The 24,936-nt window shown below is 41.8% G+C and carries 39 protein-coding genes; 37 read left to right on the forward strand and 2 right to left on the reverse strand.

Translation table 11 applies throughout. The features are described from left to right. Positions 1 to 74 precede the first annotated feature (74 nt). The 35 genes from thiD (at position 75) to truA (ending at position 19,414) form a co-directional block, all read left to right on the forward strand. The gene (thiD, locus tag HED61_RS04335; RefSeq protein ID WP_219645215.1) at positions 75 to 899 is read left to right on the forward strand and encodes a bifunctional hydroxymethylpyrimidine kinase/phosphomethylpyrimidine kinase; all 825 of its coding nucleotides are present in this window, start codon (positions 75 to 77) and stop codon (positions 897 to 899) included. Continuing rightward, a complete protein-coding gene (locus tag HED61_RS04340) occupies positions 892 to 1,437 on the forward strand; it encodes an ECF transporter S component (RefSeq protein WP_021150626.1) in 546 nt (181 codons plus the stop codon). The genes thiD and HED61_RS04340 overlap by 8 nt, the downstream gene beginning before the upstream one ends. 402 nt (positions 1,438 to 1,839) lie before the next feature. Next, positions 1,840 to 2,148 carry a 30S ribosomal protein S10 gene (gene rpsJ / locus HED61_RS04345; RefSeq protein ID WP_003127966.1) on the forward strand — a complete coding sequence of 103 codons (309 nt, stop codon included), beginning with the start codon at positions 1,840 to 1,842 and terminating at the stop codon, positions 2,146 to 2,148. Positions 2,149 to 2,170: 22 nt separating this feature from the next. Beyond that, the gene (gene rplC / locus HED61_RS04350) at positions 2,171 to 2,800 is read left to right on the forward strand and encodes a 50S ribosomal protein L3 (RefSeq protein WP_003127967.1); all 630 of its coding nucleotides are present in this window, start codon (positions 2,171 to 2,173) and stop codon (positions 2,798 to 2,800) included. 29 nt (positions 2,801 to 2,829) lie between these two features. Beyond that, positions 2,830 to 3,453: a 50S ribosomal protein L4 gene (gene rplD, locus HED61_RS04355; RefSeq protein WP_003127968.1), complete on the forward strand. Its 624-nt coding sequence runs from the start codon at positions 2,830 to 2,832 to the stop codon at positions 3,451 to 3,453. Further along, complete coding sequence (locus tag HED61_RS04360; protein ID WP_003127969.1) at positions 3,453 to 3,746, forward strand: 50S ribosomal protein L23; 294 nt, start codon at positions 3,453 to 3,455, stop codon at positions 3,744 to 3,746. The genes rplD and HED61_RS04360 overlap by 1 nt, the downstream gene beginning before the upstream one ends. Before the next feature lie 39 nt (positions 3,747 to 3,785). Continuing rightward, entirely contained in the window at positions 3,786 to 4,619 is an 834-nt protein-coding gene (gene rplB, locus HED61_RS04365) for a 50S ribosomal protein L2 (protein WP_003127970.1), read from the forward strand. A gap of 42 nt (positions 4,620 to 4,661) precedes the next feature. Continuing rightward, positions 4,662 to 4,940: a 30S ribosomal protein S19 gene (rpsS, locus tag HED61_RS04370; protein WP_003127971.1), complete on the forward strand. Its 279-nt coding sequence runs from the start codon at positions 4,662 to 4,664 to the stop codon at positions 4,938 to 4,940. Between the two features lie 23 nt (positions 4,941 to 4,963). Continuing rightward, positions 4,964 to 5,311 (forward strand): 50S ribosomal protein L22, encoded by a 348-nt coding sequence (rplV, locus tag HED61_RS04375; protein WP_003127973.1) that lies wholly within the window; start codon positions 4,964 to 4,966, stop codon positions 5,309 to 5,311. A 13-nt stretch (positions 5,312 to 5,324) separates the two neighbouring features. Continuing rightward, positions 5,325 to 5,981 carry a 30S ribosomal protein S3 gene (rpsC, locus tag HED61_RS04380; protein ID WP_003127974.1) on the forward strand — a complete coding sequence of 219 codons (657 nt, stop codon included), beginning with the start codon at positions 5,325 to 5,327 and terminating at the stop codon, positions 5,979 to 5,981. Positions 5,982 to 5,983: 2 nt separating this feature from the next. Next, entirely contained in the window at positions 5,984 to 6,418 is a 435-nt protein-coding gene (gene rplP / locus HED61_RS04385; protein WP_003127975.1) for a 50S ribosomal protein L16, read from the forward strand. Next, on the forward strand, positions 6,408 to 6,596 hold the full coding sequence (rpmC, locus tag HED61_RS04390; protein ID WP_002288664.1) for a 50S ribosomal protein L29: 189 nt from the start codon (positions 6,408 to 6,410) through the stop codon (positions 6,594 to 6,596). The genes rplP and rpmC overlap by 11 nt, the downstream gene beginning before the upstream one ends. Before the next feature lie 24 nt (positions 6,597 to 6,620). Next, positions 6,621 to 6,887 (forward strand): 30S ribosomal protein S17, encoded by a 267-nt coding sequence (gene rpsQ, locus HED61_RS04395; protein ID WP_003128005.1) that lies wholly within the window; start codon positions 6,621 to 6,623, stop codon positions 6,885 to 6,887. A 60-nt stretch (positions 6,888 to 6,947) separates the two neighbouring features. Then, positions 6,948 to 7,316, forward strand: a complete 369-nt coding sequence (rplN, locus tag HED61_RS04400; RefSeq protein ID WP_003128006.1) for a 50S ribosomal protein L14 — start codon at positions 6,948 to 6,950, stop codon at positions 7,314 to 7,316. A 35-nt stretch (positions 7,317 to 7,351) separates the two neighbouring features. Then, positions 7,352 to 7,663 (forward strand): 50S ribosomal protein L24, encoded by a 312-nt coding sequence (rplX, locus tag HED61_RS04405; RefSeq protein ID WP_003128007.1) that lies wholly within the window; start codon positions 7,352 to 7,354, stop codon positions 7,661 to 7,663. A 27-nt stretch (positions 7,664 to 7,690) separates the two neighbouring features. Beyond that, on the forward strand, positions 7,691 to 8,230 hold the full coding sequence (gene rplE, locus HED61_RS04410) for a 50S ribosomal protein L5 (RefSeq protein WP_003128008.1): 540 nt from the start codon (positions 7,691 to 7,693) through the stop codon (positions 8,228 to 8,230). An 18-nt stretch (positions 8,231 to 8,248) separates the two neighbouring features. Further along, positions 8,249 to 8,434 (forward strand): type Z 30S ribosomal protein S14, encoded by a 186-nt coding sequence (locus tag HED61_RS04415; RefSeq protein ID WP_003128010.1) that lies wholly within the window; start codon positions 8,249 to 8,251, stop codon positions 8,432 to 8,434. Positions 8,435 to 8,466: 32 nt separating this feature from the next. Then, entirely contained in the window at positions 8,467 to 8,865 is a 399-nt protein-coding gene (gene rpsH / locus HED61_RS04420; protein WP_003128011.1) for a 30S ribosomal protein S8, read from the forward strand. A gap of 31 nt (positions 8,866 to 8,896) precedes the next feature. Further along, positions 8,897 to 9,433, forward strand: a complete 537-nt coding sequence (gene rplF / locus HED61_RS04425) for a 50S ribosomal protein L6 (protein WP_003128012.1) — start codon at positions 8,897 to 8,899, stop codon at positions 9,431 to 9,433. 55 nt (positions 9,434 to 9,488) lie between these two features. Further along, a complete protein-coding gene (gene rplR, locus HED61_RS04430; protein WP_003128013.1) occupies positions 9,489 to 9,845 on the forward strand; it encodes a 50S ribosomal protein L18 in 357 nt (118 codons plus the stop codon). A gap of 20 nt (positions 9,846 to 9,865) precedes the next feature. Beyond that, the gene (rpsE, locus tag HED61_RS04435) at positions 9,866 to 10,366 is read left to right on the forward strand and encodes a 30S ribosomal protein S5 (RefSeq protein ID WP_003128014.1); all 501 of its coding nucleotides are present in this window, start codon (positions 9,866 to 9,868) and stop codon (positions 10,364 to 10,366) included. A gap of 13 nt (positions 10,367 to 10,379) precedes the next feature. Then, positions 10,380 to 10,559, forward strand: a complete 180-nt coding sequence (gene rpmD / locus HED61_RS04440) for a 50S ribosomal protein L30 (RefSeq protein ID WP_003128015.1) — start codon at positions 10,380 to 10,382, stop codon at positions 10,557 to 10,559. A gap of 40 nt (positions 10,560 to 10,599) precedes the next feature. Beyond that, complete coding sequence (rplO, locus tag HED61_RS04445; protein ID WP_003128016.1) at positions 10,600 to 11,040, forward strand: 50S ribosomal protein L15; 441 nt, start codon at positions 10,600 to 10,602, stop codon at positions 11,038 to 11,040. Continuing rightward, positions 11,040 to 12,335, forward strand: a complete 1,296-nt coding sequence (gene secY, locus HED61_RS04450) for a preprotein translocase subunit SecY (RefSeq protein WP_003128017.1) — start codon at positions 11,040 to 11,042, stop codon at positions 12,333 to 12,335. Before rplO ends, secY begins: the two co-directional genes overlap by 1 nt. 60 nt (positions 12,336 to 12,395) lie before the next feature. Then, positions 12,396 to 13,040, forward strand: coding sequence for an adenylate kinase (locus tag HED61_RS04455; RefSeq protein WP_003128018.1), 645 nt, complete (start codon positions 12,396 to 12,398; stop codon positions 13,038 to 13,040). A 188-nt stretch (positions 13,041 to 13,228) separates the two neighbouring features. Continuing rightward, entirely contained in the window at positions 13,229 to 13,447 is a 219-nt protein-coding gene (infA, locus tag HED61_RS04460) for a translation initiation factor IF-1 (protein ID WP_002288695.1), read from the forward strand. Positions 13,448 to 13,479: 32 nt separating this feature from the next. Continuing rightward, positions 13,480 to 13,596: a 50S ribosomal protein L36 gene (gene rpmJ / locus HED61_RS04465; RefSeq protein ID WP_002288710.1), complete on the forward strand. Its 117-nt coding sequence runs from the start codon at positions 13,480 to 13,482 to the stop codon at positions 13,594 to 13,596. A gap of 17 nt (positions 13,597 to 13,613) precedes the next feature. Continuing rightward, positions 13,614 to 13,979 carry a 30S ribosomal protein S13 gene (gene rpsM / locus HED61_RS04470; RefSeq protein WP_003128035.1) on the forward strand — a complete coding sequence of 122 codons (366 nt, stop codon included), beginning with the start codon at positions 13,614 to 13,616 and terminating at the stop codon, positions 13,977 to 13,979. 27 nt (positions 13,980 to 14,006) lie between these two features. Beyond that, on the forward strand, positions 14,007 to 14,396 hold the full coding sequence (gene rpsK, locus HED61_RS04475; protein WP_003128036.1) for a 30S ribosomal protein S11: 390 nt from the start codon (positions 14,007 to 14,009) through the stop codon (positions 14,394 to 14,396). 79 nt (positions 14,397 to 14,475) lie between these two features. Beyond that, positions 14,476 to 15,414: a DNA-directed RNA polymerase subunit alpha gene (locus HED61_RS04480; RefSeq protein WP_003128037.1), complete on the forward strand. Its 939-nt coding sequence runs from the start codon at positions 14,476 to 14,478 to the stop codon at positions 15,412 to 15,414. Positions 15,415 to 15,485: 71 nt separating this feature from the next. Beyond that, on the forward strand, positions 15,486 to 15,866 hold the full coding sequence (gene rplQ / locus HED61_RS04485; RefSeq protein ID WP_003128038.1) for a 50S ribosomal protein L17: 381 nt from the start codon (positions 15,486 to 15,488) through the stop codon (positions 15,864 to 15,866). 271 nt (positions 15,867 to 16,137) lie between these two features. Then, on the forward strand, positions 16,138 to 16,974 hold the full coding sequence (locus HED61_RS04490; RefSeq protein WP_003128039.1) for an energy-coupling factor ABC transporter ATP-binding protein: 837 nt from the start codon (positions 16,138 to 16,140) through the stop codon (positions 16,972 to 16,974). Then, the gene (locus tag HED61_RS04495) at positions 16,950 to 17,816 is read left to right on the forward strand and encodes an energy-coupling factor ABC transporter ATP-binding protein (protein WP_005470033.1); all 867 of its coding nucleotides are present in this window, start codon (positions 16,950 to 16,952) and stop codon (positions 17,814 to 17,816) included. The genes HED61_RS04490 and HED61_RS04495 overlap by 25 nt, the downstream gene beginning before the upstream one ends. Further along, positions 17,806 to 18,603, forward strand: coding sequence for an energy-coupling factor transporter transmembrane component T family protein (locus HED61_RS04500; RefSeq protein ID WP_003128042.1), 798 nt, complete (start codon positions 17,806 to 17,808; stop codon positions 18,601 to 18,603). The genes HED61_RS04495 and HED61_RS04500 overlap by 11 nt, the downstream gene beginning before the upstream one ends. A gap of 67 nt (positions 18,604 to 18,670) precedes the next feature. After that, positions 18,671 to 19,414 carry a tRNA pseudouridine(38-40) synthase TruA gene (gene truA, locus HED61_RS04505; RefSeq protein WP_219645214.1) on the forward strand — a complete coding sequence of 248 codons (744 nt, stop codon included), beginning with the start codon at positions 18,671 to 18,673 and terminating at the stop codon, positions 19,412 to 19,414. Between the two features lie 116 nt (positions 19,415 to 19,530). On the opposite strand, the gene HED61_RS04510 is transcribed toward truA, so the two are convergent. Both HED61_RS04510 and rpmB read right to left on the reverse strand, forming a co-directional pair. Then, the gene (locus tag HED61_RS04510) at positions 19,531 to 22,161 is read right to left on the reverse strand and encodes a YfhO family protein (RefSeq protein WP_003128044.1); all 2,631 of its coding nucleotides are present in this window, start codon (positions 22,159 to 22,161) and stop codon (positions 19,531 to 19,533) included. Positions 22,162 to 22,340: 179 nt separating this feature from the next. Further along, positions 22,341 to 22,529 carry a 50S ribosomal protein L28 gene (rpmB, locus tag HED61_RS04515; RefSeq protein WP_003128045.1) on the reverse strand — a complete coding sequence of 63 codons (189 nt, stop codon included), beginning with the start codon at positions 22,527 to 22,529 and terminating at the stop codon, positions 22,341 to 22,343. Between the two features lie 266 nt (positions 22,530 to 22,795). Between rpmB and HED61_RS04520 the strand changes: the two genes are divergently transcribed. Together HED61_RS04520 and HED61_RS04525 are read left to right on the forward strand one after the other, a co-directional pair. Beyond that, positions 22,796 to 23,158, forward strand: a complete 363-nt coding sequence (locus tag HED61_RS04520) for an Asp23/Gls24 family envelope stress response protein (RefSeq protein ID WP_003128046.1) — start codon at positions 22,796 to 22,798, stop codon at positions 23,156 to 23,158. A gap of 44 nt (positions 23,159 to 23,202) precedes the next feature. Next, a complete protein-coding gene (locus HED61_RS04525) occupies positions 23,203 to 24,876 on the forward strand; it encodes a DAK2 domain-containing protein (RefSeq protein ID WP_003128047.1) in 1,674 nt (557 codons plus the stop codon). Positions 24,877 to 24,936: the final 60 nt, after the last annotated feature.

A 24,936-nucleotide genomic window follows, 5' to 3' on the forward strand; every position in this document is an offset into this window, starting at 1 on the left:
GTATAAAAATAAGCCAATTGGCTGTTTTCGTCAAGGGGACCATTGGTTATACTGAATAAAAGGAGTCGATAATAATGAAGAAAGTATTAACGATCGCCGGGTCCGATTCAACAGGCGGCGCAGGAATTGAAGCTGATTTAAAGACCTTTCAAGAGTATGGTGTTTTTGGTTTTGCTTCGATTGCCTCGATCGTCACCATGGATCCGTCAATGGGATGGACCCACGAAGTGACAGCTATGGACACTTCTTTGGTCGAAAAACAATTGATTTCGGCTTTCACGGGGGAACCAATGGATGCCGTTAAGACAGGGATGTTGGGGAATGAAGCCAATATTGCGCAGGCTGCCAAGATGATCCAGCAACAACAAGTGAAACAGGTGGTGATCGATCCTGTTATTGCTTGTAAAGGGACCGCACATATTTTGCAGCCAAAGAGTGTGGATGCATTGATCGAATACTTGCTGCCTTTGGCGGATGTGGTGACACCTAACTTGATTGAAGCTGGAATTTTATCGGGGATGGGGGACTTAAAAGACCTTGTTGCTATGAAAGAAGCTGTGAAAAGGATTTATCATTTAGGCGCGAAGTGTGTCGTCGTCAAAGGAGGTCATCGGTTGCCAGGAGCGCAAGCAATTGACTTAGTTTATGATGGACACTCTTTTACTACTCTAGAAAGCCGGAGGATCGATACTGATTTCAACCATGGTGCAGGCTGTACGTTTTCTGCAGCCATTACTGCTGGATTAGCAAAAGGGCTGCCGTTACTAGAAAGCATTCGCTTGGCCAAAGACTTCGTCGTTGCGGCGATTCGACAAGGGGTTCTGATCAATCCTTATGTCGGTCACGTCTGGCACGGTGCTTATAATCATGCGGAAGAAAGGATGATACCACATGAATGATCACAGAATTCGAAGTATTGTCTTTGTGGCATTGTTTACAGCGTTGACAGTCATTGGTACGATGATCAAGATCCCATTGCCCACCGGCGCCTTTGTGCACTTGGGGAATGCCGTTCTTTTATTAGCAGTTTTATTATTAGGTTATGTGAAAGGCTCCCTTGCTGGGGGACTAGGCTTTGCGATTTTTGATTTGCTGAATGGGTATGCGACAGAGGCCCCTTATTTTATTTTGGAAAGTTTTATTGTGGGGGCTTTTGCATATGGTGCGTTTCTCTTATTTAAAAAACGTCCGCAAGCAATATGGCAGTTAGTGGTTATTGGGTCTGTTACTGGCTTGGCGAAACTTGCTATGACGCAAATCAAAAATACTGTTATGCTTTGGTATCTTGGCAGCAGCTGGTCAGGAGCTTGGTCGGCAGCGGTCATCAAATTGCCGGCAACAGTCATCAATGTAGTGGCCACGATTTTGATTGTCGCTATTGCTTATTTTCCGTTAAAAGCAGCAATCCAACGTGTGACTAAAGGATTAATCAACTAGTAGTAAATCGAGATGATTAGTGGTTTGAAGCGCTTTTTCTGGAGAATTATTCCGGAAGGGGCGCTTTTGCGTTAGTAGCTATGGTTGTTGGAAAAGCTTTTGCTTAGAGCAAGTCATTAGGCAAGGTTTTTGTTGTTTTCAAGAGAAAAGAAAGTTTTCTGAAAAAAACGCAAAAGAATCGTTTCTTTTCATTAAAAAAAGCTTGCAATCAGCGTTTATCCATAATATAATCATAAAGGTGCTGTTTACGTATATGCGTAAGTCACACTGGCAGCAAAGAAAAAACTGCCGGCTACGAAACGAGAGGTTGCGACACGCCCGGACGCTTTGCCATGGACGAGCGTGACGGAAATTTTCGTGGAGCTATGTCTACTTTTCAAAATAGGCGAAGGAGGGAAAACAATGGCAAAACAAAAAATTCGTATCCGTTTAAAAGCGTATGAACATCGTATTTTAGATCAATCAGCGGATAAAATCGTAGAAACTGCAAAAAGAACTGGAGCTGGCGTATCTGGTCCAATTCCATTGCCAACTGAACGCAGCTTGTACACGATCATCCGTGCGACACACAAATACAAAGATTCACGCGAACAATTCGAAATGCGTACACACAAACGTCTAATCGACATTGTGAATCCAACACCAAAAACAGTTGATGCTTTAATGAAGCTAGACTTGCCAAGCGGTGTAAATATTGAAATCAAACTATAATAATTAAGATGGAGGTGTAATCATGACCAAAGGAATCTTAGGGAAAAAAGTGGGAATGACTCAAATCTTCACTGAATCTGGCGAATTGATTCCAGTAACTGTAGTAGAAGCTACTCCAAACGTAGTGCTACAAGTGAAAACAATCGAAAATGACGGCTACGAAGCAATTCAAGTCGGCTACCAAGATATGCGTGAAGTTTTGTCTAACAAACCTGCGAAAGGTCATGTTGCAAAAGCAAACACGGCTCCTAAGCGCTTCATTCGCGAATTCAAGAATGTAGAGCTAGAGGGCTTAGAAGTAGGTTCAGAAATTAAAGTTGATATTTTTGAAGCAGGAGACATCATTGATGTAACCGGCACTTCGAAAGGTAAAGGATTCCAAGGCGTTATCAAACGTCACGGACAAAGCCGCGGACCAATGGCTCACGGTTCTCGTTATCACCGTCGTCCTGGATCAATGGGTCCAGTTGCACCTAACCGTGTATTCAAAAACAAACGTCTTGCTGGACGTATGGGCGGTAACCGCATCACGATCCAAAACTTGGAAATCGTGCGTGTAGACGCAGAACGTAACGTTATCTTGATTAAAGGTAATGTACCTGGCGCGAAAAAATCATTGATTACAATCAAATCAGCTGTGAAAGCTAAATAAGTAGATAGGAAGAAAGGAGGAACTAAGGAATGCCGAATGTAGCATTATTCAAACAAGATGGAAGCCAAAATGGCGAAATTACATTGAACGAAGAAATCTTCGGAATTGAACCAAATGAAACAGTTGTCTACGATGCAATCATCATGCAACGTGCTTCATTAAGACAAGGAACACACGCTGTGAAAAATCGCAGTGCCGTTCGTGGCGGTGGCCGTAAACCATGGCGCCAAAAAGGAACTGGTCGTGCTCGTCAAGGTTCAATCCGTTCACCACAATGGCGTGGAGGTGGCGTAGTCTTCGGACCAACACCACGTTCATACAGCTACAAACTTCCTAAAAAAGTTCGTCGCTTAGCAATGAAATCTGTATTGTCAGAAAAAGTTGCTTCAAATAACTTGGTAGCAGTAGAAGGGTTAAGCTTTGATGCACCAAAAACAAAAGAATTCAAACAAGTTTTAGCTAACTTGACTATTGACTCAAAAGTATTGGTAGTTTTAGAAACAGAAAACGACTTTGCTGCATTATCTGCACGCAACTTGCCATCTGTTTCAGTAGTAACTGCTGATAACGTGAGCGTATTGGATGTTGTTTCAGCAGATAAAATGTTGGTAACACAAACTGCTCTTACTCAGATCGAGGAGGTGCTTGCATAATGAACTTACTAGACGTCATCAAACGCCCAGTGATCACTGAGAAATCTATGCTTGCCATGGATGACAAGAAATATACTTTCGAAGTAGACACAAAAGCGAACAAAACTTTAGTAAAACAAGCTGTAGAAGCTGCCTTTGACGGAGTGAAAGTGGCTAACGTGAATATCATCAACGTACGCCCTAAATTCAAACGCATGGGTAAATATGCAGGATACACAAAAAAACGTCGCAAAGCTGTTGTGACTTTAACTGAAGATTCAAAAGAAATCCAAATTTTTGACGCTGCTGAATAAGCAGACCATATTTAAATACTAAATGGGAGGGAAAAAGACGTGGCGATTAAAAAGTACAAACCTACCACAAACGGCCGTCGTAATATGACAAGTTCTGATTTCGCTGAAATCACAACTTCAACACCAGAAAAAACATTGTTAGCGCCATTGAAAAACAATGCTGGTCGTAACAACAACGGACGTATCACGGTTCGTCATCAAGGTGGCGGTCACAAACGTCAATACCGTTTGATCGATTTCAAACGTAACAAAGACAATGTCGTTGCTACTGTTAAAACGATTGAATATGATCCAAACCGTTCTGCTAACATTGCGTTAGTACATTACGAGGATGGAGTAAAAGCATATATCTTAGCACCTAAAGGATTAGAAGTTGGCATGACTGTCGTTTCTGGACCAGATGCAGATATTAAAGTAGGGAACGCATTACCACTAGAAAATATTCCAGTTGGTACTGTTATCCACAACATCGAAATGAAACCAGGAAAAGGCGGACAATTGATCCGTTCAGCTGGTACAAGTGCACAAGTACTTGGTAAAGAAGGAAAATATGTATTGATCCGCTTGAACTCAGGCGAAGTACGTATGATCTTGGCAACATGCCGTGCAACAATTGGCTCTGTTGGTAACGAACAACATGAATTGATCAACATCGGTAAAGCCGGACGTTCTCGTTGGATGCGCAAACGCCCAACTGTACGTGGTAGCGTAATGAACCCTAATGATCACCCACACGGTGGTGGTGAAGGTAAAGCTCCAATCGGACGTAAAGCTCCAGTTTCACCTTGGGGACAACCAGCACTTGGTTACAAAACACGTAACAAGAAAGCTAAATCAGACAAACTTATCGTTCGTCGTCGCAAGACTAAATAATTTACTTGACCATGTGTCGCACATTTTGAGAGGAGGTACACCATGGGTCGTAGTTTGAAAAAAGGACCTTTTGTCGATGACCATTTGATGAAGAAGGTCGAAGCACAACAAGGCGCTGAAAAGAAAAAAGTGATCAAAACTTGGTCACGTCGTTCCACAATCTTCCCAAGTTTTATCGGATTTACAATTGCTGTGTATGATGGACGGAAACATGTACCAGTTTACATCCAAGAAGACATGGTAGGACACAAACTAGGTGAATTTGCACCAACAAGAACTTATCGCGGACACGCTGCCGACGATAAGAAAACAAGACGCTAATTTTGAGGGGAGGATATCCAAAAATGGCAGAACAAATCACATCAGCGAAAGCAACTGCTAAAACAGTCCGCGTTTCTCCTCGTAAATCACGTCTAGTTATTGATTTGATCAGAGGGAAAAGCGTTGCTGAAGCAATCGCGATCTTGAAGTTCACACCAAACAAAGCGGCTGGAATCATCGAGAAAGTCTTGATGTCAGCTATCGCTAATGCAGAAAACAATTTTGACTTAGATGTTGAAAACTTGATTGTTTCTGAAGCATTCGTCAACGAAGGACCAACAATGAAACGTTTCCGTCCACGTGCGAAAGGTTCAGCTTCTCCAATCAACAAACGTACAAGTCATATTACTGTAGTCGTATCAGAAAAATAAGGAGGGACAATCAGTGGGTCAAAAAGTACATCCAATTGGAATGCGTGTAGGCATCATCCGTGACTGGGATGCAAAATGGTATGCTGAAAAAGAGTATGCTGAATTTCTACATGAAGATTTGAAAATCCGTAAATTTATCGCATCTAAACTTGCTGATGCCGCTGTGTCAACAATTGAAATCGAGCGCGCAGCAAACCGCGTAAATATTTCAATCCACACAGCTAAACCAGGTATGGTTATCGGTAAAGGCGGATCTGAAGTCGAAAACCTAAGAAAAGAATTAAACAAATTAACTGGCAAACGAGTTCACATCAACATCGTTGAAATCAAAAAACCAGATTTAGATGCTAAATTAGTAGGCGAAGGAATCGCACGTCAATTAGAAAACCGTGTTGCTTTCCGTCGTGCGCAAAAACAAGCGATCCAACGCACAATGCGTTCTGGCGCTAAAGGAATCAAAACACAAGTATCTGGTCGTCTAAACGGAGCAGATATCGCTCGTTCAGAAGGCTATTCAGAAGGAACAGTTCCACTTCATACATTACGTGCGGATATTGATTACGCATGGGAAGAAGCAGATACAACATACGGAAAACTAGGAGTTAAAGTGTGGATTTATCGTGGAGAAATTCTTCCAACTAAAAAGAACACTGAGAAAGGAGGGAAATAAACATGTTAGTACCTAAACGTGTAAAACACCGTCGTGAATTCCGCGGGAAAATGCGCGGTGAAGCGAAAGGCGGAAAAGAAGTAGTTTTCGGTGAATACGGCTTGCAAGCTGTTGAATCACACTGGATCACAAACCGCCAAATCGAAGCTGCCCGTATTGCAATGACTCGTTATATGAAACGTGGCGGGAAAGTATGGATCAAAATTTTCCCTCACAAATCTTATACGGCCAAAGCAATTGGGGTACGTATGGGTTCTGGTAAAGGGGCTCCTGAAGGATGGGTATCACCAGTAAAACGTGGTAAAATCATGTTTGAAATTGCCGGCGTTCCCGAAGAAGTTGCGCGTGAAGCGTTACGTCTTGCTTCTCACAAATTGCCAGTGAAAACAAAGATCGTAAAACGTGAGGAAATGGGTGGTGAATCGAATGAAGGTTAAAGAAATCAGAGAATTAACCACTGCCGAAATGCTAGATCAAGAAAAACAATTGAAAGAAGAATTGTTTAATCTTAGATTCCAATTAGCTACAGGACAATTAGAAAACACTGCACGTATCAAAGAAGTACGTAAATCGATTGCACGCATCAAAACAGTATTGCGTGAACAAGCAAAGTAATAGTGGAAGGAGGCCATTTAGCGTATGACTGAAGAAAGAAATCAACGCAAAGTTTACCAAGGTCGCGTGGTATCCGACAAGATGGATAAAACAATCACTGTTGTCGTTGAAACTAAGAAAAACCACCCTATCTACGGCAAACGTCTGAACTATTCTAAGAAATACAAAGCACACGATGAAAACAACGAAGCAAAAGTTGGCGATATCGTGAAAATTATGGAAACTCGTCCATTATCAGCTACGAAACGTTTCCGTCTAGTAGAGATTGTTGAAAAGGCAGTGATTATCTAATCACACGAGATTTTCCTATATAGATTGTGAATTGCAAAATCTGAAAGGAGGATACACATCGTGATCCAAGCAGAAAGCCGATTAAGAGTGGCGGACAACTCAGGTGCCCGTGAAATTCTAACGATCAAAGTCCTTGGCGGATCTGGTCGTAAAACTGCGAATATTGGTGACGTGATCGTTGCTACGGTCAAACAAGCAACGCCAGGTGGGGTTGTCAAAAAAGGTGACGTCGTTAAAGCCGTTATCGTTCGTACAAAATCAGGAGCACGTCGTACAGACGGTTCTTACATTAAATTTGATGAAAATGCTGCGGTTATTATCCGTGACGATAAGAGCCCACGTGGAACTCGTATCTTTGGACCAGTTGCTCGCGAATTGCGTGAAGGCAACTTTATGAAGATCGTTTCCCTAGCACCAGAAGTATTGTAATAGTGATTCTTATCTAAAGGAGGTGCGAAACAAACATGTTTGTTAAAAAAGGCGATAAAGTTAAAGTTATCACTGGTAAAGACAAAAACAAAGAAGGCGTTGTACTTGCAGCGTTTCCTAAGAAAGACAAAGTCGTTGTTGAAGGTGTGAACGTCGTTAAAAAACACCAAAAACCTTCTCAAACAGCTCCTCAAGGCGGAATCGTCGAGATGGAAGCACCAATTCATGTTTCTAACGTGATGGTGGTTGATCCTTCGAACGGTGAAGCAACACGTGTAGGCTATAAAGAAGTTGACGGCAAAAAAGTCCGCGTTTCTAAAAAAACCGGAGAAGTTCTTGATAAATAATCAAATAAAGGAAGGAGGGGCTAACAGATGAACCGCCTTAAAGAAAAATATTCAAAAGAAGTTGTCCCATCATTAATGGACAAATTTAACTACAGCTCAGTTATGCAAGCACCAAAAGTTGATAAAATCGTTATCAACATGGGTGTTGGTGATGCTGTATCGAATGCAAAAAACTTAGATAAAGCTGTTGAAGAATTACAATTGATCTCAGGTCAAAAACCATTGATCACAAAAGCGAAAAAATCTATTGCTGGATTCCGTTTACGTGAAGGAATGCCAATCGGTGCGAAAGTTACTCTACGCGGCGAAAGAATGTATGAATTCTTAGACAAGTTAGTAACAGTTTCATTGCCACGTGTCCGTGACTTCCACGGTGTCAGCAAAAAAGCGTTTGACGGACGCGGAAACTACACATTAGGAATCAAAGAACAATTGATCTTCCCTGAAGTAGATTATGATTTGATCGATAAAGTACGTGGTATGGATATCGTTATTGTAACAACAGCCAACACAGATGAAGAATCTCGTGAATTGTTGTCACAATTAGGCATGCCATTCCAAAAATAAAAAAAGGAGGCGAACTACGTGGCTAAAAAATCAATGATTGCTAAAAACAAACGCCCTGCTAAATTCTCAACACAAGAGTATACTCGTTGCGAACGTTGCGGACGTCCACATTCAGTTTATCGTAAATTTCATCTTTGCCGTATTTGCTTCCGCGAACTTGCCTATAAAGGACAAATTCCCGGCGTGAAGAAAGCTAGCTGGTAAACTATACTCGCATAAAGGAGGTAAATTATCCCATGGTCATGACAGATCCAATCGCAGATTTTCTAACGCGTGTACGTAATGCCAATATGGTAAAACACGAAAGCTTAGAAGTACCTGCTTCAAAAATCAAACGTGATATCGCTGAAATCTTGAAACGTGAAGGTTTCGTTCGCGATGTTGAATATATCGAAGATGACAAACAAGGCGTGATCCGCGTATTCTTGAAATACGGCAAAAACGGTGAACGTGTTATCACAAACTTGAAACGTATCTCTAAACCAGGTTTGCGTGCTTATGTCAAAGCTGACGAAGTGCCAAAAGTATTGAACGGTTTAGGAATCGCGATCATCTCAACTTCTGAAGGTGTTATCACTGACAAAGAAGCAAGAGCAAAAAATGTTGGCGGCGAAGTAGTCGCTTATGTATGGTAATTTAAAATAATCCACAAGGAGGTGCCTCTAAGTGAGTCGTATCGGTAATAAGATCGTCGTTCTTCCTGCAGGTGTTGAAATCAAACAAGATGGAAACGACATTACAGTTAAAGGACCTAAAGGTGAATTGAAACGTACTTTTTCTTCTGATATCAAAATGAATATCGAAGGAAACGAAGTAACATTCACTCGTCCAAACGATAGTAAAGAAATGAAAACTATCCACGGAACTACCCGTGCAAACTTCAACAACATGGTTGTTGGTGTTTCTGAAGGTTTCCAAAAAGCGTTAGAATTGATCGGGGTTGGGTACCGTGCTCAATTGCAAGGTAAAAAACTTGTATTGAACGTTGGTTACTCTCATCCGGTTGAAATCGAAGCGCCAGCTGGAATCGAAATTGAAGTTCCTTCAAACACTTCTGTGATCATCAAAGGATCAGATAAAGAAGTTGTTGGCGAATTAGCTGCCAATATTCGTGGCGTTCGTCCTCCAGAACCTTATAAAGGCAAAGGAATTCGTTATGTTGGCGAATTTGTGCGTCGTAAAGAAGGTAAAACTGGTAAATAGTCGTAAGCATTTACGAATAGCGGCTTAGGCTAGCAAATAAAAAGAGGTGACAATTGTGATTACAAAACCAGATAAAAATAAAACACGTCAGAAAAGACATCGTCGTGTACGTAACAAAATCTCTGGTACTGCTGAGTGCCCACGCTTAAACGTGTTCCGTTCGAACAAAAACATCTACGCTCAAATCATTGATGACGTAGCGGGTGTGACGCTAGCAAGTGCCTCTGCCTTAGATAAAGAAATTTCAGGTGGAAACAAAACTGAACAAGCACAAGCTGTCGGCAAATTAGTTGCAGAACGTGCAGCAGCAAAAGGTATTAAAGTAGTAGTCTTTGACCGTGGTGGATACCTTTACCATGGCCGTGTAGCAGCTTTAGCTGAAGCAGCTCGCGAAAATGGACTGGAATTTTAAGAGAAGGAGGAACACCATTCATGGTTTATATTGATCCAAAACATTTGGAATTAGAAGACCGCGTTGTTGCGATTAACCGTGTAACTAAAGTTGTTAAAGGTGGACGTCGTCTACGTTTTGCTGCATTAGTTGTTGTCGGTGATAAAAACGGACACGTAGGTTTCGGTACTGGTAAAGCACAAGAAGTACCAGAAGCAATCCGTAAAGCAATCGAAGACGCGAAGAAAAACTTGGTAGAAGTACCAATGGTTGGTTCTACAATCCCTCACGAAGTTATCGGTGTATTCGGCGGCGGACGCATCCTTATGAAACCTGCTGTAGAAGGTTCTGGGGTAGCTGCTGGTGGACCCGTTCGTGCCGTATTGGAATTAGCTGGGGTAGCGGATATCACATCTAAATCTTTAGGTTCTAACACACCAATCAACGTTGTTCGCGCAACAGTTGAAGGGTTGAAACAATTGAAACGCGCTGAAGAAGTGGCAGCACTTCGCGGCAAATCAGTAGAAGAATTAATCGGTTAAGGAGGACACTATAATGGCTGAATTGAAAATCACTTTAAAACGCAGTATTATTGGACGTCCCCAAAACCAACGCGATACTGTAAAAGCGTTAGGTCTTACAAAGTTGAATTCAACAGTAGTAAAACCTGCTAATGATGCAATCAAAGGCATGGTCAACACTGTTTCTCACTTAGTGGACGTTGAAGAAGTCTAAGGATCAGCAGATCTAGTTTGATTAAGGAGGTGCCAAACCTATGAAACTTCATGAATTAAAACCATCAGAAGGATCACGCCAAGTACGTAACCGTGTTGGTCGCGGAACTTCATCTGGTAACGGTAAAACAGCTGGACGCGGACAAAAAGGTCAAAAAGCTCGTTCAGGTGGCGGAGTACGTTTAGGCTTTGAAGGGGGACAAACACCATTGTTCCGTCGTTTGCCAAAACGCGGATTTACAAATGTCAACCGCAAAGAATATGCAGTTATCAATCTTGATGTATTAAACCGCTTTGAAGACGGTGCAGAAGTAACACCTGTTGCTTTGCATGAAGCTGGAATCGTCAAAGATGAAAAAGCTGGAATCAAAGTATTAGCAAATGGAGAACTAACGAAGAAATTGACTGTGAAAGCAGCAAAATTCTCAAAAGCAGCTGAAGAAGCAATCGTTGCTGCTGGTGGATCAATCGAGGTGATCTAATGTTCAAACTACTAAAGGACGCCTTTAAAGTAAAAGATATTAGATCGAGAATTTTCTTCACCGTACTTATCTTGTTTGTCTTTCGTCTGGGTACACATATTACTGTGCCAGGCGTAGACGCAAGCCGTTTGCGGGAAATTGCTGATCTACCGTTTCTGAACATGTTGAACTTGGTCAGCGGTGGCGCGATGCAGCAATTCTCGATTTTCTCAATGGGTGTGTCACCATATATTACTGCGTCAATCGTTATTCAGTTGTTGCAGATGGATATTGTGCCAAGATTTGTTGAGTGGTCGAAGCAAGGGGAAGTTGGTCGTAAGAAATTGAATCAAGCAACTCGTTACCTAACATTGGTTTTGGCCTTTGTTCAGTCGATGACGTTAACTGCAGGGTTCAACTATTATACACAACTTGGCTTTGTCAACAATCCAAATATCTCGACGTTTGTGGTGATTGGTTTGATCTTAACAGCAGGTACGATGCTCGTTACTTGGTTAGGAGAACAAATCACAGAACGCGGAATTGGAAATGGTGTGTCAATGATTATCTTTGCAGGGATCATTTCACGCTTACCCGCTAGTATCAAGGAATTGGTAGAAGATTATTTCATCAACGTGGATCCATCAGATATTTGGATGAATGCATTGTTTATGGTCTTGCTTGTCGTTGCTGTTTTGGTCATCATCACATTTGTGACGTATGTACAACAAGCAGAACGAAAGATTCCAATCCAATATACGAAGCGAGTAGCTGGTGCGCCAACAAGTAGTTATCTTCCATTGAAGGTCAACGCTGCCGGTGTAATCCCAGTTATCTTTGCTAGTTCGTTTATTACAACACCAAATGCGATCATTCAAGCATTAGGTAGTTCGTACAAAGGCGAAACTTGGTATGAAGTAGTACAAACGATTTTTAGTTATAACACCGTACCTGGTGCGATCATCTATACTGTTTTGATCGTGGCGTTTACGTTCTTCTATGCATTTGTACAAGTTAACCCTGAGAAATTAGCGGAAAACCTACAAAAACAAGGAAGCTACATTCCAAGTGTGCGCCCTGGTAAAGGAACAGAAGAATACGTCTCACGTCTGCTTATGCGATTAAGTACAGTAGGATCGGTCTTCTTAGGACTAGTTGCGCTGTTGCCGATCATCGCTCAGATGGTTTGGAACTTGCCGCAATCAATCGGTTTAGGTGGAACAAGTTTATTGATCGTTATCGGGGTAGCTCTGGATACTGCGAAGCAGCTAGAAGGACTTATGCTGAAACGGAAATATACTGGTTTTATCAATTAAAGTTATTGAAGTGTTGAGGTCTTCCTCAACACTATTCAAAAACTTACAGGAGGAATTAGAATGAACCTCATTTTAATGGGACTACCTGGTGCCGGTAAAGGTACTCAGGCAGAACGTATCGTTGCTGAATACGGTCTTCCTCATATTTCAACAGGCGATATGTTTCGGGCTGCAATGGCGAACGAAACAGAATTAGGCCTGAAAGCAAAATCTTACATGGATCAAGGCGCTTTGGTTCCAGATGAGGTCACCAACGGTATCGTCAAAGAGCGTTTAGCTGAACCAGACACAGAGAAAGGCTTCTTATTGGATGGCTTTCCGCGGACTTTGGAACAAGCTGAAGCATTGGACGAAATGTTGAAAGACCTAAACAAAAAACTAGATGCTGTCATTGATATTCATGTTCCTGAAGAAGTTCTCGTAGAACGTTTAGCCGGCCGCTTCATGTGCCGCAATTGTGGGGCAACTTATCATAAATTGTTCAATCCGCCAAAAGTGGAAGGAACATGTGATCGTTGTGGAAGTCATGACTTCTACCAACGTGAAGATGATAAGCCTGAGACGGTCAAAAATCGTCTAGCTGTCAATATCAAAAGCAGTGAACCAATCTTAGCTTATTACAAAGAAAAAGGTTTATTGCAGTCGATTGATGGTGATCGCGACATCGATGCTGTATTTAAAGATGTTAAAAACATCATTGACTAATCATAGATTGCCCGTCACCGACTTGCAGCTACAAAACTTTCTCTTGAAACCTTTGACAGAGTATGATAAAATATGTCAGTCCGACTTCTACTGTTATTAAGTAGAAGCATAGTTTGAGAATATCAGGTGGGAACCCCGTTTCCGCCATTTTATCGTGTGAAAATCACAAGTACAAGGAGGTACTGTGCGTGGCAAAAGAAGATATGATTGAAGTCGAAGGTACAGTCGTCGAAACTTTGCCGAATGCAATGTTTAAAGTCGAATTGGAAAACGGACACCAAGTTCTAGCGACCGTTTCTGGTAAGATCCGGATGCACTACATTCGTATATTACCTGGAGACAAAGTGACGGTTGAATTATCACCGTATGACCTGAACCGTGGCCGCATTACTTATCGCTTTAAATAATTGTACTCCGTAAAACCACAGGAGGTATTATCATGAAAGTAAGACCATCAGTAAAACCAATGTGCGAACATTGTAAAGTAATTCGTCGTAAAGGACGCGTTATGGTGATTTGCCCAGCAAATCCAAAACATAAACAACGTCAAGGATAATCGGAGGTGTAACAAATATGGCTCGTATTGCAGGAGTAGATATTCCTCGTGATAAACGTGTGGTCGTTTCACTTACTTATATCTATGGTATTGGTAACACGACTGCAAAACAAATTTTAGCAAACGCTGGCGTTTCTGAAGAAGTTCGTGTTCGTGATCTAACGAATGAACAAACAGATGCTATCCGTGCTGAAGTTGATAAATTAAAAGTTGAAGGTGACCTTCGTCGTGAAGTGAACTTGAACATCAAACGTTTGATGGAAATCGGTTCATACCGTGGTATCCGTCATCGCCGTGGATTGCCAGTTCGTGGACAAAACACGAAAAACAATGCACGTACTCGTAAAGGCCCGTCTAAAACAGTCGCAGGCAAGAAAAAATAATTCCTAAGTGAAGGAGGTTAAAACTTCATGGCAGCAAAAAAAGTGAGTCGTAAACGCCGTGTGAAAAAGAATATTGAAGCGGGTATTGCACATATTCACTCAACATTCAATAATACAATCATTATGATCACTGATACTCATGGGAATGCATTAGCATGGTCATCAGCTGGTTCATTAGGTTTCAAAGGAAGCAAAAAATCTACTCCTTTTGCCGCTCAAATGGCAGCAGAAACAGCTACCAAAGCAGCAATGGAACACGGATTAAGAACTGTAGAAGTAACAGTTAAAGGACCTGGTTCTGGACGTGAAGCAGCAATTCGTTCATTACAAGCAGCAGGTTTGGAAGTGACTGCAATCCGTGACGTGACTCCAGTCCCTCATAATGGATGCCGCCCTCCAAAACGCCGTCGTGTTTAATGAGTGCTGCTCATTTTGAGTGTAACAATTACGTCATTGAACAAGACACTTTTCGTTTTGAAAGGGGTAAAAGATAAGAATGATTGAATTCGAAAAACCAAGAATCGCAAAGATTGATGAAGAAAAAGATTATGGCAAGTTCATCGTTGAGCCTCTTGAAAGAGGATACGGAACTACTTTAGGAAATTCCTTACGTCGTATTTTATTATCTTCTTTACCTGGTGCAGCAATCACCAATATTCAAATCGATGGAGTTTTACACGAATTCTCAACTGTTAAGGGCGTTCGGGAAGACGTTGCTCAAATCATCTTGAATATCAAAGGTCTTGCATTAAAAATGTACGGGGATGAAGAAAAAACCCTGGAAATCGATATTACAGGACCTGCTACAGTAACTGCTGGCGATATCATCGTAGACAGTGATGTAGAAATCCTTAACAAAGATATGTATATCTGCAACGTTTCTGAAGGAGCTTCATTCCATGCTCGCTTAACTGTGAAACCTGGACGCGGCTACGTTCAAGCAGATGAAAATAAAAAAGAAGACATGCCAATCGGTGTTCTTCCAGTCGATTCAATCTATACACCAGTACGTCGTGTGAACTACCAAGTAGAAAATACTCGTGTTGGTCGTCGTGATGATTTTGACAAATTAACGATGGAAATATGGACTGATGGCTCAATTGAACCATTGGAAGCAATGAGTTTAGCTGCAAAAATCATGACCGAACATTTAGACATCTTTGTAAACCTAACGGACGAAGCGAAAAACGCTGAGATCATGGTGGAAAAAGAAGAAACACAAAAAGAAAAAATGTTGGAAATGACGATTGAAGAATTAGACTTGTCTGTTCGTTCATACAACTGTCTAAAACGTGCAGGAATCAATACTGTACAAGAATTGACTAATAAATCTGAACCAGAAATGATTAAAGTACGGAACTTAGGCCGTAAATCTCTTGAAGAGGTCAAAGTGAAATTACACGATCTTGGTTTAGGACTACGTAAAGACGATTAATACGTCTTCGATTACGTTAGTTTCGGCTCGTCTGATCGAGACGACATACGAAAGTGAAGGAGGGAAACCACGTGAGTTATCGTAAACTAGGACGCACATCTAGCCAACGTAAAGCGATGTTGCGTGATTTAACAACTGATTTATTCATTAACGAACGCATCGTTACGACTGAAGCTCGTGCGAAAGAAGTTCGTTCAACTGCAGAAAAAATGATCACTTTAGGTAAACGTGGTGATTTGCATGCACGTCGCCAAGCTGCCGCATTTGTTCGTAATGAAGTTGCTAGCGTTCGTGAAGAAAACGAAGAAGTAGTTATTGAATCAGCTTTGCAAAAATTATTCAATGACATCGCTCCTCGTTACACAGATCGCCAAGGTGGCTACACTCGCATCTTGAAAACAGAACCAAGACGCGGAGATGCTGCACCAATGGTTATCCTAGAACTTGTTTAAAATCACACTTATCATCACTTTATAGATGTTTATTAAGAGTGTTATGATGTTGGAAGAAACTTTCCGAGTCTAGCTCAGCGCCTACACCTCGATGTATTTCGAGGTGTACGCACTCATCATAAAGTGCTTTTTTTTTACTTTCGATGATCTGTCTTGACAGGTCATGGCAAGTGAAAACAAAGTTCTGTTTGGAAATCTCATCGGAATGATTGAAAATAACTTACTTTTTTGGTAGTGTAAGTAAGAATTAACTGGAATGAAGGAGTATATCATGAAGCCGATCATTGAATTGAATGCTATCACCGTTCGTTATACCGAAGAAGATCGTCCGGCGTTGAAGAATGTCTCTTTGTCCATTGAGCAAGGAGAATGGGTTGCGCTTATCGGTCATAACGGTTCAGGAAAATCGACCTTGGCCAAAACGATCAACGGTTTGATTTTACCGCAAGAAGGAAGCGTTGCAGTGGGAGACATGCTGCTTAATGAAGAAAATATTTGGAATATCCGTAAAATGGTCGGAATGGTTTTTCAAAATCCCGACAATCAATTTGTCGGTTCAACTGTAGAAGATGATGTGGCATTTGGTCTAGAGAACCAAGGGATTCCTCGTGACGAAATGGTGATCAGAGTCAAAAATGCTCTAGAACAAGTCCGGATGGAAGAATTTGCAACACGAGAACCAGCCAGACTTTCTGGGGGACAAAAACAGCGAGTAGCCATCGCTGGTGTTGTGGCATTACGTCCCGATATCATCATTTTAGATGAGGCAACTAGTATGCTTGATCCTGAAGGAAGAGAAGAAGTTATTTCAACGATCAAGAAAATCAAGGAAGAAAATAATTTAACTGTTCTGTCAATCACCCATGATATTGATGAGGCAGCCAATGCCAATCGGGTCATGGTCATGCGCCAAGGAGAACTGGTTCGTGAAGGGACGCCGGCAGAAATCTTTTCGGCTGGCCCAGAATTGATCGAATTGGGTCTAGATTTGCCTTTTCCAGAAAAATTGAAGGCAGCTTTGAAGCAGCGCGGCATCTCTGTGCCTGCAGCGTACTTGACAGAGGAAGGAATGGTGGATTGGCTATGGACATCCGTTTTGAAAAAGTAGCATTTACTTATCAACCGCATTCCCCATTTGAGCAACGCGTGTTATTCGATATTGATCTCGAAATCAAAGAAGGCTCGTATACAGCATTGGTGGGTCACACTGGTAGTGGCAAATCAACATTACTACAACACTTGAATGCATTATTAAAGCCAACAGCGGGCAAAGTGACGATTGGTGATCGCGTGATCACTCCTGAAACTGATAATAAGAATTTAAAACCATTGCGTAAAAAAGTAGGAATCGTCTTTCAATTTCCTGAATCGCAATTGTTTGAAGAAACTGTGGCTCGAGATATCGCTTTTGGTCCCCAAAATTTTGGTGTGAGTGAAGAAGCGGCAGCTGAATTAGCGAAAGAGTACATTAAACTCGTTGGTTTAGATGAAAGCTTTCTTGAACGTTCCCCATTTGATCTCTCAGGAGGACAGATGCGCCGAGTAGCCATTGCCGGGGTCTTAGCAATGGAACCGGAAGTATTGGTATTAGATGAGCCGACAGCGGGTTTAGATCCACAAGGACGCAAAGAAATGATGGAGATGTTCCAGCGACTCCATCAAGAGAAAAATATGACCATCATCTTAGTGACCCATTTGATGGATGATGTGGCTAATTTTGCAGATTATGTCTATGTATTAGAAAAAGGACGAATCGTTAAAGAGGGTGCACCGAAGAATGTTTTTCAAGATATCGAATGGCTACAAGAAAAACAATTAGGCGTACCAACAGCAACTGCTTTTGCAGCGTTGTTGCAAGCGAAAGGGTTGCATTTCGAACACTTGCCATTGACAGCAGAAGAACTTGCGGATCAACTGGTAGCAAAGGAGGCGACCGCAAATGATGAATAAACTAATCTTTGGCCGCTTTATTCCAGGAGATTCCTTTATCCATAAACTCGATCCACGGGTGAAATTACTTGCCAGTTTTTATTTTATTGGAATCATTTTTTTGGCAAACAATTGGCAGAGCTATCTTTTGGCAGCTGTTTTTACGCTATTTAGCATTTTTCTTTCCAAAATTGATTTGGGTTTTTTCGTTCGTGGTGTTCGCCCGTTGATCTGGCTGATTTTATTCACTGTAGCATTGCAGATTCTCTTTACGACGGGTGGAGAAGTCTATTGGTCCTGGTGGATCTTCAATATTACCGAATTTGGTTTGCAGAATGGTGCGTTCATTTTTTGCCGTTTTGTTTTGATTATTTTTATGTCGACATTGCTGACGTTGACGACACCACCTTTGGAGTTGTCAGATGCAATCGAATATATATTACGCCCATTAAAAGCCATCCGATTTCCCGTGCATGAAATTTCTTTGATGCTGTCGATCGCACTTCGCTTTGTGCCGACATTAATGGATGAGACTGAGAAAATTATGAATGCCCAGCGTGCCCGCGGAGTCGATTTCGGAGAAGGCGGGTTGTTGCAAAAGATGAAAGCTATCGTCCCATTGCTGATCCCTTTGTTTGTCAGCAGTTTTAACCGGGCAGAGGACCTAGCTACAGCCATGGAGGCTAGAGGCTATCAAGGCGGTGAAGGGCGGACCAAGTATCGGATTCTTCACTGGCACAACCGCGACACACTCGTAGTGTTGGTCTTTGTGCTCTTTACAGTAGGTTTAGTATTATTAAGAGGATAAAAGTAAATGTCTGGGGAGTGCAATCGGCTCCTCAGATTTTTTTGAGAAAATGAAAGCAGGTGAGAATATGGTACGTTATAAAGCAACGATTGCTTACGATGGCACCAATTTCCAAGGATTTCAGCGCCAACCCAATGGACGCACAGTACAAGAAGAAATCGAAAAAACATTGACTCGCATGAAAAATGGACAAGCAGTCCAAATCCACGGTTCAGGACGGACCGATGCGGGTGTCCATGCTTTAGGTCAAGTGATTCATTTTGACTTTGACGAACGTCCATTAGAAAAAATGCGCTTTGGACTTGATACACAAACACCGGAAGATATTGCTGTGAAACAGGTGGAAATCGTCGATGAACACTTTCACGCCCGCTATCTTGTGCGGGAGAAGACCTATCAATTTCGCGTAGATATCGGCAAACCACGAAGCCCTTTTCGTAGATATTACGCAAGCTATTACCCGTATCCGTTGGACCTAATGAAAATCCAGCAAGCTTTACCCGATTTATTAGGTACGCATGATTTTACCAGTTTTTGTGCCACTGGCAGCTCCGTAGAAGATAAAGTCCGGACGATTCACCAAGCTAGTATGGAAGTGAATGAGGCCGGAGACGAACTACTCTTTACCTTTCGAGGCGATGGCTTCTTATATAAAATGATCCGCATCATGGTCGGAACCCTGTTGAAGATCGGTAATGGACGCTTACCAGCAGATAGCATTCCCGCCATTATTGCCCAAAAAGACCGCAATGCCGCTGGACCTACTGCTCATCCGGAAGGGTTGTATTTGGTTCGCGTAGCCTATGAATAAAAGAGAACTAAAAGAAAGAAGCGCCTCCTAAGGTTCGATTCGTATCGATCCGTTGGGGGGCGCTTCTTTTCGCAGCTGACTGCTATTGTGGCAGATAAAGAAGGTATCGATTGCTCTCATCTGCCTGGCTTGTCTGTGGGTGTGTGTTCTATCTCAGCTGCTACTTTTCTTTGATAGAAATAGCGGAACAAAATAAAGAGCAGTAGGCAGCTAAAGAATAAAATGACTCCGATCACAAAACCTTGCGGTAAATAAGTCAGTTCAAGATGGTGGGTACCGCTTGGGATCTTCACACTGATAAACGCATCTTGGAAAGCGTCAATAGCGATAGGTTTGCCATCCAGTTTGGCAGACCAGCCCTTGTCATAAGGAATCGTAGTGATAAGCTGCTGTTCTTTCTCAGTAGTGATATCGGCTTCGGCATTTTGTTTGCCGACAGTCATCGCAACACCTCTCTCTTGAATGGCATCGATTGCCCGTTGAAAGGCGGTAGTGTCTAATGTCACCACCTGTGGGTTTTGGAAAGAAATTGACTGAGTGCCATAGAAACTTGCCGTAAACTGCACGGTCGTTGCCGTATCATAGTAGCCTAGATCATAATATTGACCATTGATTCCAATTTGACTTTCCCGCTGTTCCCCGTTCACAGTGATCGTAGCTGTAGAACTCTCTAATTCACCGAAGTTTGCCGGATACAGACTAAGATAGGCTTGGGAATGAGCAGGTACTTCTACTTGCCAAGTAATCTCTTTCGCCACATTGCTTTCTTGCTCTTGGAATGTCGTGTACATGCCATTTTCAGTGATATCGGTGTTTTTGCTGTGAATGACAGTGATCGGTTGAAAATCAAAATAGTTTTGTTCAATGTTTGCCAAACCGTTGATCAAATTCTTCTGGCTGGTTAGATTGTCGTTGGCAGGCTGTTGGATCTTATTGATCGAAGGCTCTGCTAACATGGCAAGGGGAAGAGCGTTGCTATTTTGATAAAGCTTGTAGTCTCCAGCTTCTCCTACGCGTTCAAAACCGTATTTTGTTAAGTTTTGTTTGCTAATATTGTATTTGATGCCGGTGAAAGCATCCATTAGCAATGTATTATTCGGATAACGGATATTAAGATTCGTTCCTCTTGAACGAAAACCTAATTTATCTAAGTAACTAGAGGAGTTGCGGTTGCGGATTGAAGAAAACATGCTGACACCGCTGTAACCATAGTTGATACTGTCATTGGAAGAAACGGGATCCAGATTTTCCAAACGGAAAAAGGTCTCATTGTCTTTATCGGCTTGATCCACCAATTGCTTGATTGAAGGATAAGGATCAGTGAACAGACTTCGAGAGGCGTAATTCCAATCATTTAAGATTCCGCGAACCATCCCACTCGTGTTGATCGCCATTTCACCGCAAACGAAAACCAACAAGAGAAGTGCCACTTTCTTTTTAGTTAGCATACCAAGTTGACCGAAACCGATACACAGCAAGTAAAGGGCAAAGAAAACAATCGTTAACGCAAAAGAGGCTGTGGTGACGAATTCATACGAGTTTCCTCCCAGTCCATAAGAAAGTGCAAAGAGAGCAATCGTAGATAGTCCGACAATCACAAACAGACCTCGGTCTTTTTGCTGCAGCTGTTCCCAACCATAACCAGCCAAAAGAATCACTAGAAAGGAGAACAAATAGGCATAGCGGAACAAGAACATGTTTGGGGCATGCATCCCATGCCAGAAGAGATTCAAGGGAACGATATAGAAACTGGCGATCAAAATGCTAAACAATCCAGCATATAGCAGTTTATCTTTTAAAGGAATTCTCTTAGAAACAAAGTATAAAATACAAAGTAGTAATGGCAGTAGGCCAATATAAATAAACGGGATCGAACCGTATTTAGTTGTATCATATACGCCAATCATATTTTTCATTACAAGATCGAAAACACCAGTAGCTTCTGTCTTGAACTTCGTGATAGTGGACAATTCTTCCCCATTTGAACGTAAATCAAGTACAGCAGGCAAAATGATGATCATGGAAGCCCCACCGGCTAATAAAGAAGTGATGCCGTAAGGGATGATTGCTTTCTTGTTTTGCTTCCAATCGCGACCTAATTGCACGAATAGATACAAGACGGAGAACACTCCGATCATGAATCCCATATAAAAACTTGAGATAAATAACAGTAGGTAACTGACAAACAGAAGAGTCGGTTTTTTTTGTTGCAAGAGCCGATCAATCCCTAGAATCACTAATGGCAGGTAAATAAGTGCATCTAGCCACATGATCAATTCGGAGTGAGCAGTGATAAAGGACATCAACGCATAGCAGACAGCAAGCGTAACATGATGCCACCGTTGGATTTTAAATGTTTGACTCGCGTAAAACCAAAATGCGAGTCCGGCGCTGCCGATTTTCAAAAGTGTCAGCACATAGAGCGTATCTGGCATCAATTGATTGGGAAACAATAAAACCAGCGGCGTAAAAAGACCACCTAAATAGTAAGAGATCAGTGCAAGATAGTTCAACCCTAAAGAGGCATTCCAAGTATAGAAGATACTCTGCTTGCCTAATAAGACATTACGAAAACTGGCATGGAAATTCGAAAATTGCGAAAAGGCATCGCTCGCTAAGACACTGCGGCTGCTGCCGGGATAGATTCCGATCGTTAAATAAATGACTGCCATAATCAGTAACGGCAGCAGAAAACTGGCGGTCATATAAGGCCAATGTTGTTTGATGAATGATTTGATAGTAGCCAAGAATAGTCACCTAATCCTTATGAATTTTTTATTAGTGTACCATAATTCAAAGGATTAAAAAAACAATGTCATTAGCTGTTTAAAGAAAAAACAAAGGACATAAGAAAGGAAAGGAGGAATGAAACGGAAGACAACAAAAAAGACCGCTCGCAAGAACGGCCGAAAATGTGTGGTTAAGATTATACGCGCTCAACTTTTCCAGATTTCAAAGCACGAGTTGACACCCAAACTTTTTTAGGTTTTCCGTCAATCATAACGCGAACTTTTTGCAAGTTAGGTTTCACAGTACGTTTTGTCGCATTCATTGCGTGTGAACGGTTGTTTCCACTTGTAGTTTTACGTCCAGTAAAGTAACAAACTTTAGCCATGTGGTTATTTCCTCCTTTGCCTTGATGTTGGAGCGCTATTTCAGCTCATACCATCTGAATTTATCATAGAAAGTTAGAAAATGCAAGGGTAATTTTCAAGAAAGATTGACTTTTAGCAGTAAACATTGTAAATTAAACAAGGTCAGAATACAAGAATATCTGATGCCAAGCCCCTTTTCATAAGTCACATCCTTTTATTTGACTAGCAGCTATGATAAAATGTGAGAGAAGAAAGATGGGAATATCCCGCTTAAGGAGGCTATATTATGGCTGTAAAAATCAAAACCTCATCAGGTATTATTGAAATCAGCAACGAGGTCATCGCCACAGTTGTCGGTGGCGCAGCAACAGATGTGTTTGGTATTGTGGGCATGGCCAGCAAGAAACAGATCAAGGACAACATCAATGAAATTTTACGCAAAGAAAACTATTCTCGCGGTGTCGTTGTTCGTCAAGAAGAAAACGGTATTGCAGTGGATGTCTACACGATCGTTAGCTATGGTACAAAAATTTCTGAAGTTTCCCGCAATGTGCAAGAAAAAGTGAAATATAATCTTGAAACAATGCTAGGCGTTTCAGCAAATTCAGTGAATGTTTTTGTCCAAGGTGTACGTGTACTGCCAGATTAGGCAAGTGATCCGCTTGCGGCGGATGATTTTAAGGAGGATTATCAGTGAAGGTAACGAATATCAGCGCAGGTCAGTTTCAAGAGATGGTGCAGGCAGGCGCGGCTCGTCTACAAGTAAATGCAGAGTTTGTCAATTCATTGAATGTATTTCCAGTACCTGATGGAGATACAGGAACGAATATGAATTTATCAATGACAAGCGGTGCTAAAGCAGTAGCAGATGCCACTTCAGAAAAAGTGGGCGATCTTGCCACAACTCTTTCAAAAGGACTACTAATGGGCGCACGAGGAAACTCAGGCGTCATTTTGTCTCAATTGTTCCGTGGATTTGCTAAAGCGATCCCCACGGTCGAAACATTAACTGCGCCAGAATTGGCACAAGCCTTTACACATGGGGTCGAAACCGCCTATAAAGCAGTCATGAAACCCGTAGAAGGAACGATTCTGACAGTAGCACGTATTGCTGCAGAATACGGTGAGAAAAAAGCACAAACTAGTGATGACTGTGTAGAAGTCATGAAAGCAGTCGTTCACGGAGCAAAACGTGCGCTAGCCAAAACACCAGATCTATTGCCAGTCTTGAAAGAAGTTGGTGTAGTCGATAGTGGTGGCCAAGGATTATTGTTCATTTATGAAGGGTTCTTAAATGCACTGACTGGAGAATATCAAGCCAATGAGGTCTATGAACCAACACCAGCAGCAATGGATGAAATGGTCAATGCCGAACATCATCGCAGCGTTCAAGGACAAATGGCTACAGAAGACATCAAATTCGGTTATTGTACAGAGATCATGGTCAAAATTGGTGAAGGACCAACAGTGGACAGTACGTTTGATTATGAAACATTCCGAAATTATCTAAACGAACTTGGAGATTCTCTTTTAGTCGTCAATGACGATGAGATTATCAAAGTCCATGTACACACAGAACATCCAGGTGAAGTCATGAACTATGGCCAAAAATTTGGTTCTTTGATCAAGATCAAGGTGGATAATATGCGTGTACAGCATGAAACAATTCTGGAGCACGATCAACCCTCTGCTGCAGTGAAACGTCCGCGTACACCTTATGCAATCATTGCTATCGCAGCCGGTGATGGATTAAATAAACTATTTACCAGCTTAGGTGCAAGCTATGTGATCAGCGGTGGTCAAACGATGAATCCAAGCACGGAAGACATCGTGACTGCTATCAATGAAGTGAACGCAGATCAGGTTATCGTCTTACCAAACAATAAGAATATCTTTATGGCTGCACAACAAGCAGCAGAAGTATCGGACATCCCAGTCGCTGTTGTTGAGACCCGTACGATTTCACAAGGGATGACAGCAATGTTGGCCTTCAATGAACAAGCAACGTTAGCGGAAAATCAACAAGCGATGACTGAAATCTTGTCAAGTGTTGTCAGTGGTTCGGTGACACACGCGATTCGTAATACAGCGATCGATGGAATTGAAATCACAGAAGGTGATTTCTTGGGAATGGTTGATGGGAAAATCGTGGTTTCTGTACCCGATTGTTTCTCTGCTTCCATGGATACATTGCAGAAGATGATTTCAGATGAAACAGAAATCGTTACGATTATTATCGGCGAAGAAGGAAAAGCAAAAGAAGCAGCAAAAATCGAAGCAGCATTGACAGAAATCTATCCGGAGATCGAAGTGGAGATCCATCAAGGAGATCAACCTGTTTATCCGTATCTTTTCTCGGCTGAATAAAACTTGAAAGCAGACGGGGCAAAAGTCGCAGGGCGATTTTTGTTTCCGTCTCTTTTTTGA

The organism is Enterococcus gallinarum, assembly GCF_021496385.1.
Classification (GTDB): Bacteria; Bacillota; Bacilli; order Lactobacillales; family Enterococcaceae; genus Enterococcus_D; species Enterococcus_D gallinarum.

Bases quoted from the DNA above. Each gene is read 5' to 3' on its own strand.
- HED61_RS04495 (WP_005470033.1), top strand. From the start codon at position 16,950: ATGGACATCCGTTTTGAAAAAGTAGCATTTACTTATCAACCGCATTCC.
- rplD (WP_003127968.1), top strand. From the start codon at position 2,830: ATGCCGAATGTAGCATTATTCAAACAAGATGGAAGCCAAAATGGCGAA.
- rplO (WP_003128016.1), top strand. From the start codon at position 10,600: ATGAAACTTCATGAATTAAAACCATCAGAAGGATCACGCCAAGTACGT.
- HED61_RS04500 (WP_003128042.1), top strand. From the start codon at position 17,806: ATGATGAATAAACTAATCTTTGGCCGCTTTATTCCAGGAGATTCCTTT.
- rplX (WP_003128007.1), top strand. From the start codon at position 7,352: ATGTTTGTTAAAAAAGGCGATAAAGTTAAAGTTATCACTGGTAAAGAC.
- HED61_RS04455 (WP_003128018.1), top strand. From the start codon at position 12,396: ATGAACCTCATTTTAATGGGACTACCTGGTGCCGGTAAAGGTACTCAG.
- rpsH (WP_003128011.1), top strand. From the start codon at position 8,467: ATGGTCATGACAGATCCAATCGCAGATTTTCTAACGCGTGTACGTAAT.
- rpsE (WP_003128014.1), top strand. From the start codon at position 9,866: ATGGTTTATATTGATCCAAAACATTTGGAATTAGAAGACCGCGTTGTT.
- rpmJ (WP_002288710.1), top strand. From the start codon at position 13,480: ATGAAAGTAAGACCATCAGTAAAACCAATGTGCGAACATTGTAAAGTA.
- rpmC (WP_002288664.1), top strand. From the start codon at position 6,408: ATGAAGGTTAAAGAAATCAGAGAATTAACCACTGCCGAAATGCTAGAT.
- HED61_RS04490 (WP_003128039.1), top strand. From the start codon at position 16,138: ATGAAGCCGATCATTGAATTGAATGCTATCACCGTTCGTTATACCGAA.
- rpsQ (WP_003128005.1), top strand. From the start codon at position 6,621: ATGACTGAAGAAAGAAATCAACGCAAAGTTTACCAAGGTCGCGTGGTA.
- rplV (WP_003127973.1), top strand. From the start codon at position 4,964: ATGGCAGAACAAATCACATCAGCGAAAGCAACTGCTAAAACAGTCCGC.
- rpmD (WP_003128015.1), top strand. From the start codon at position 10,380: ATGGCTGAATTGAAAATCACTTTAAAACGCAGTATTATTGGACGTCCC.
- rplC (WP_003127967.1), top strand. From the start codon at position 2,171: ATGACCAAAGGAATCTTAGGGAAAAAAGTGGGAATGACTCAAATCTTC.
- secY (WP_003128017.1), top strand. From the start codon at position 11,040: ATGTTCAAACTACTAAAGGACGCCTTTAAAGTAAAAGATATTAGATCG.
- HED61_RS04340 (WP_021150626.1), top strand. From the start codon at position 892: ATGAATGATCACAGAATTCGAAGTATTGTCTTTGTGGCATTGTTTACA.
- truA (WP_219645214.1), top strand. From the start codon at position 18,671: ATGGTACGTTATAAAGCAACGATTGCTTACGATGGCACCAATTTCCAA.
- thiD (WP_219645215.1), top strand. From the start codon at position 75: ATGAAGAAAGTATTAACGATCGCCGGGTCCGATTCAACAGGCGGCGCA.
- rplE (WP_003128008.1), top strand. From the start codon at position 7,691: ATGAACCGCCTTAAAGAAAAATATTCAAAAGAAGTTGTCCCATCATTA.
- HED61_RS04520 (WP_003128046.1), top strand. From the start codon at position 22,796: ATGGCTGTAAAAATCAAAACCTCATCAGGTATTATTGAAATCAGCAAC.
- HED61_RS04480 (WP_003128037.1), top strand. From the start codon at position 14,476: ATGATTGAATTCGAAAAACCAAGAATCGCAAAGATTGATGAAGAAAAA.
- rpsK (WP_003128036.1), top strand. From the start codon at position 14,007: ATGGCAGCAAAAAAAGTGAGTCGTAAACGCCGTGTGAAAAAGAATATT.
- HED61_RS04360 (WP_003127969.1), top strand. From the start codon at position 3,453: ATGAACTTACTAGACGTCATCAAACGCCCAGTGATCACTGAGAAATCT.
- rplP (WP_003127975.1), top strand. From the start codon at position 5,984: ATGTTAGTACCTAAACGTGTAAAACACCGTCGTGAATTCCGCGGGAAA.
- rpsJ (WP_003127966.1), top strand. From the start codon at position 1,840: ATGGCAAAACAAAAAATTCGTATCCGTTTAAAAGCGTATGAACATCGT.
- rpmB (WP_003128045.1), bottom strand. From the start codon at position 22,529: ATGGCTAAAGTTTGTTACTTTACTGGACGTAAAACTACAAGTGGAAAC.
- rpsM (WP_003128035.1), top strand. From the start codon at position 13,614: ATGGCTCGTATTGCAGGAGTAGATATTCCTCGTGATAAACGTGTGGTC.
- rpsS (WP_003127971.1), top strand. From the start codon at position 4,662: ATGGGTCGTAGTTTGAAAAAAGGACCTTTTGTCGATGACCATTTGATG.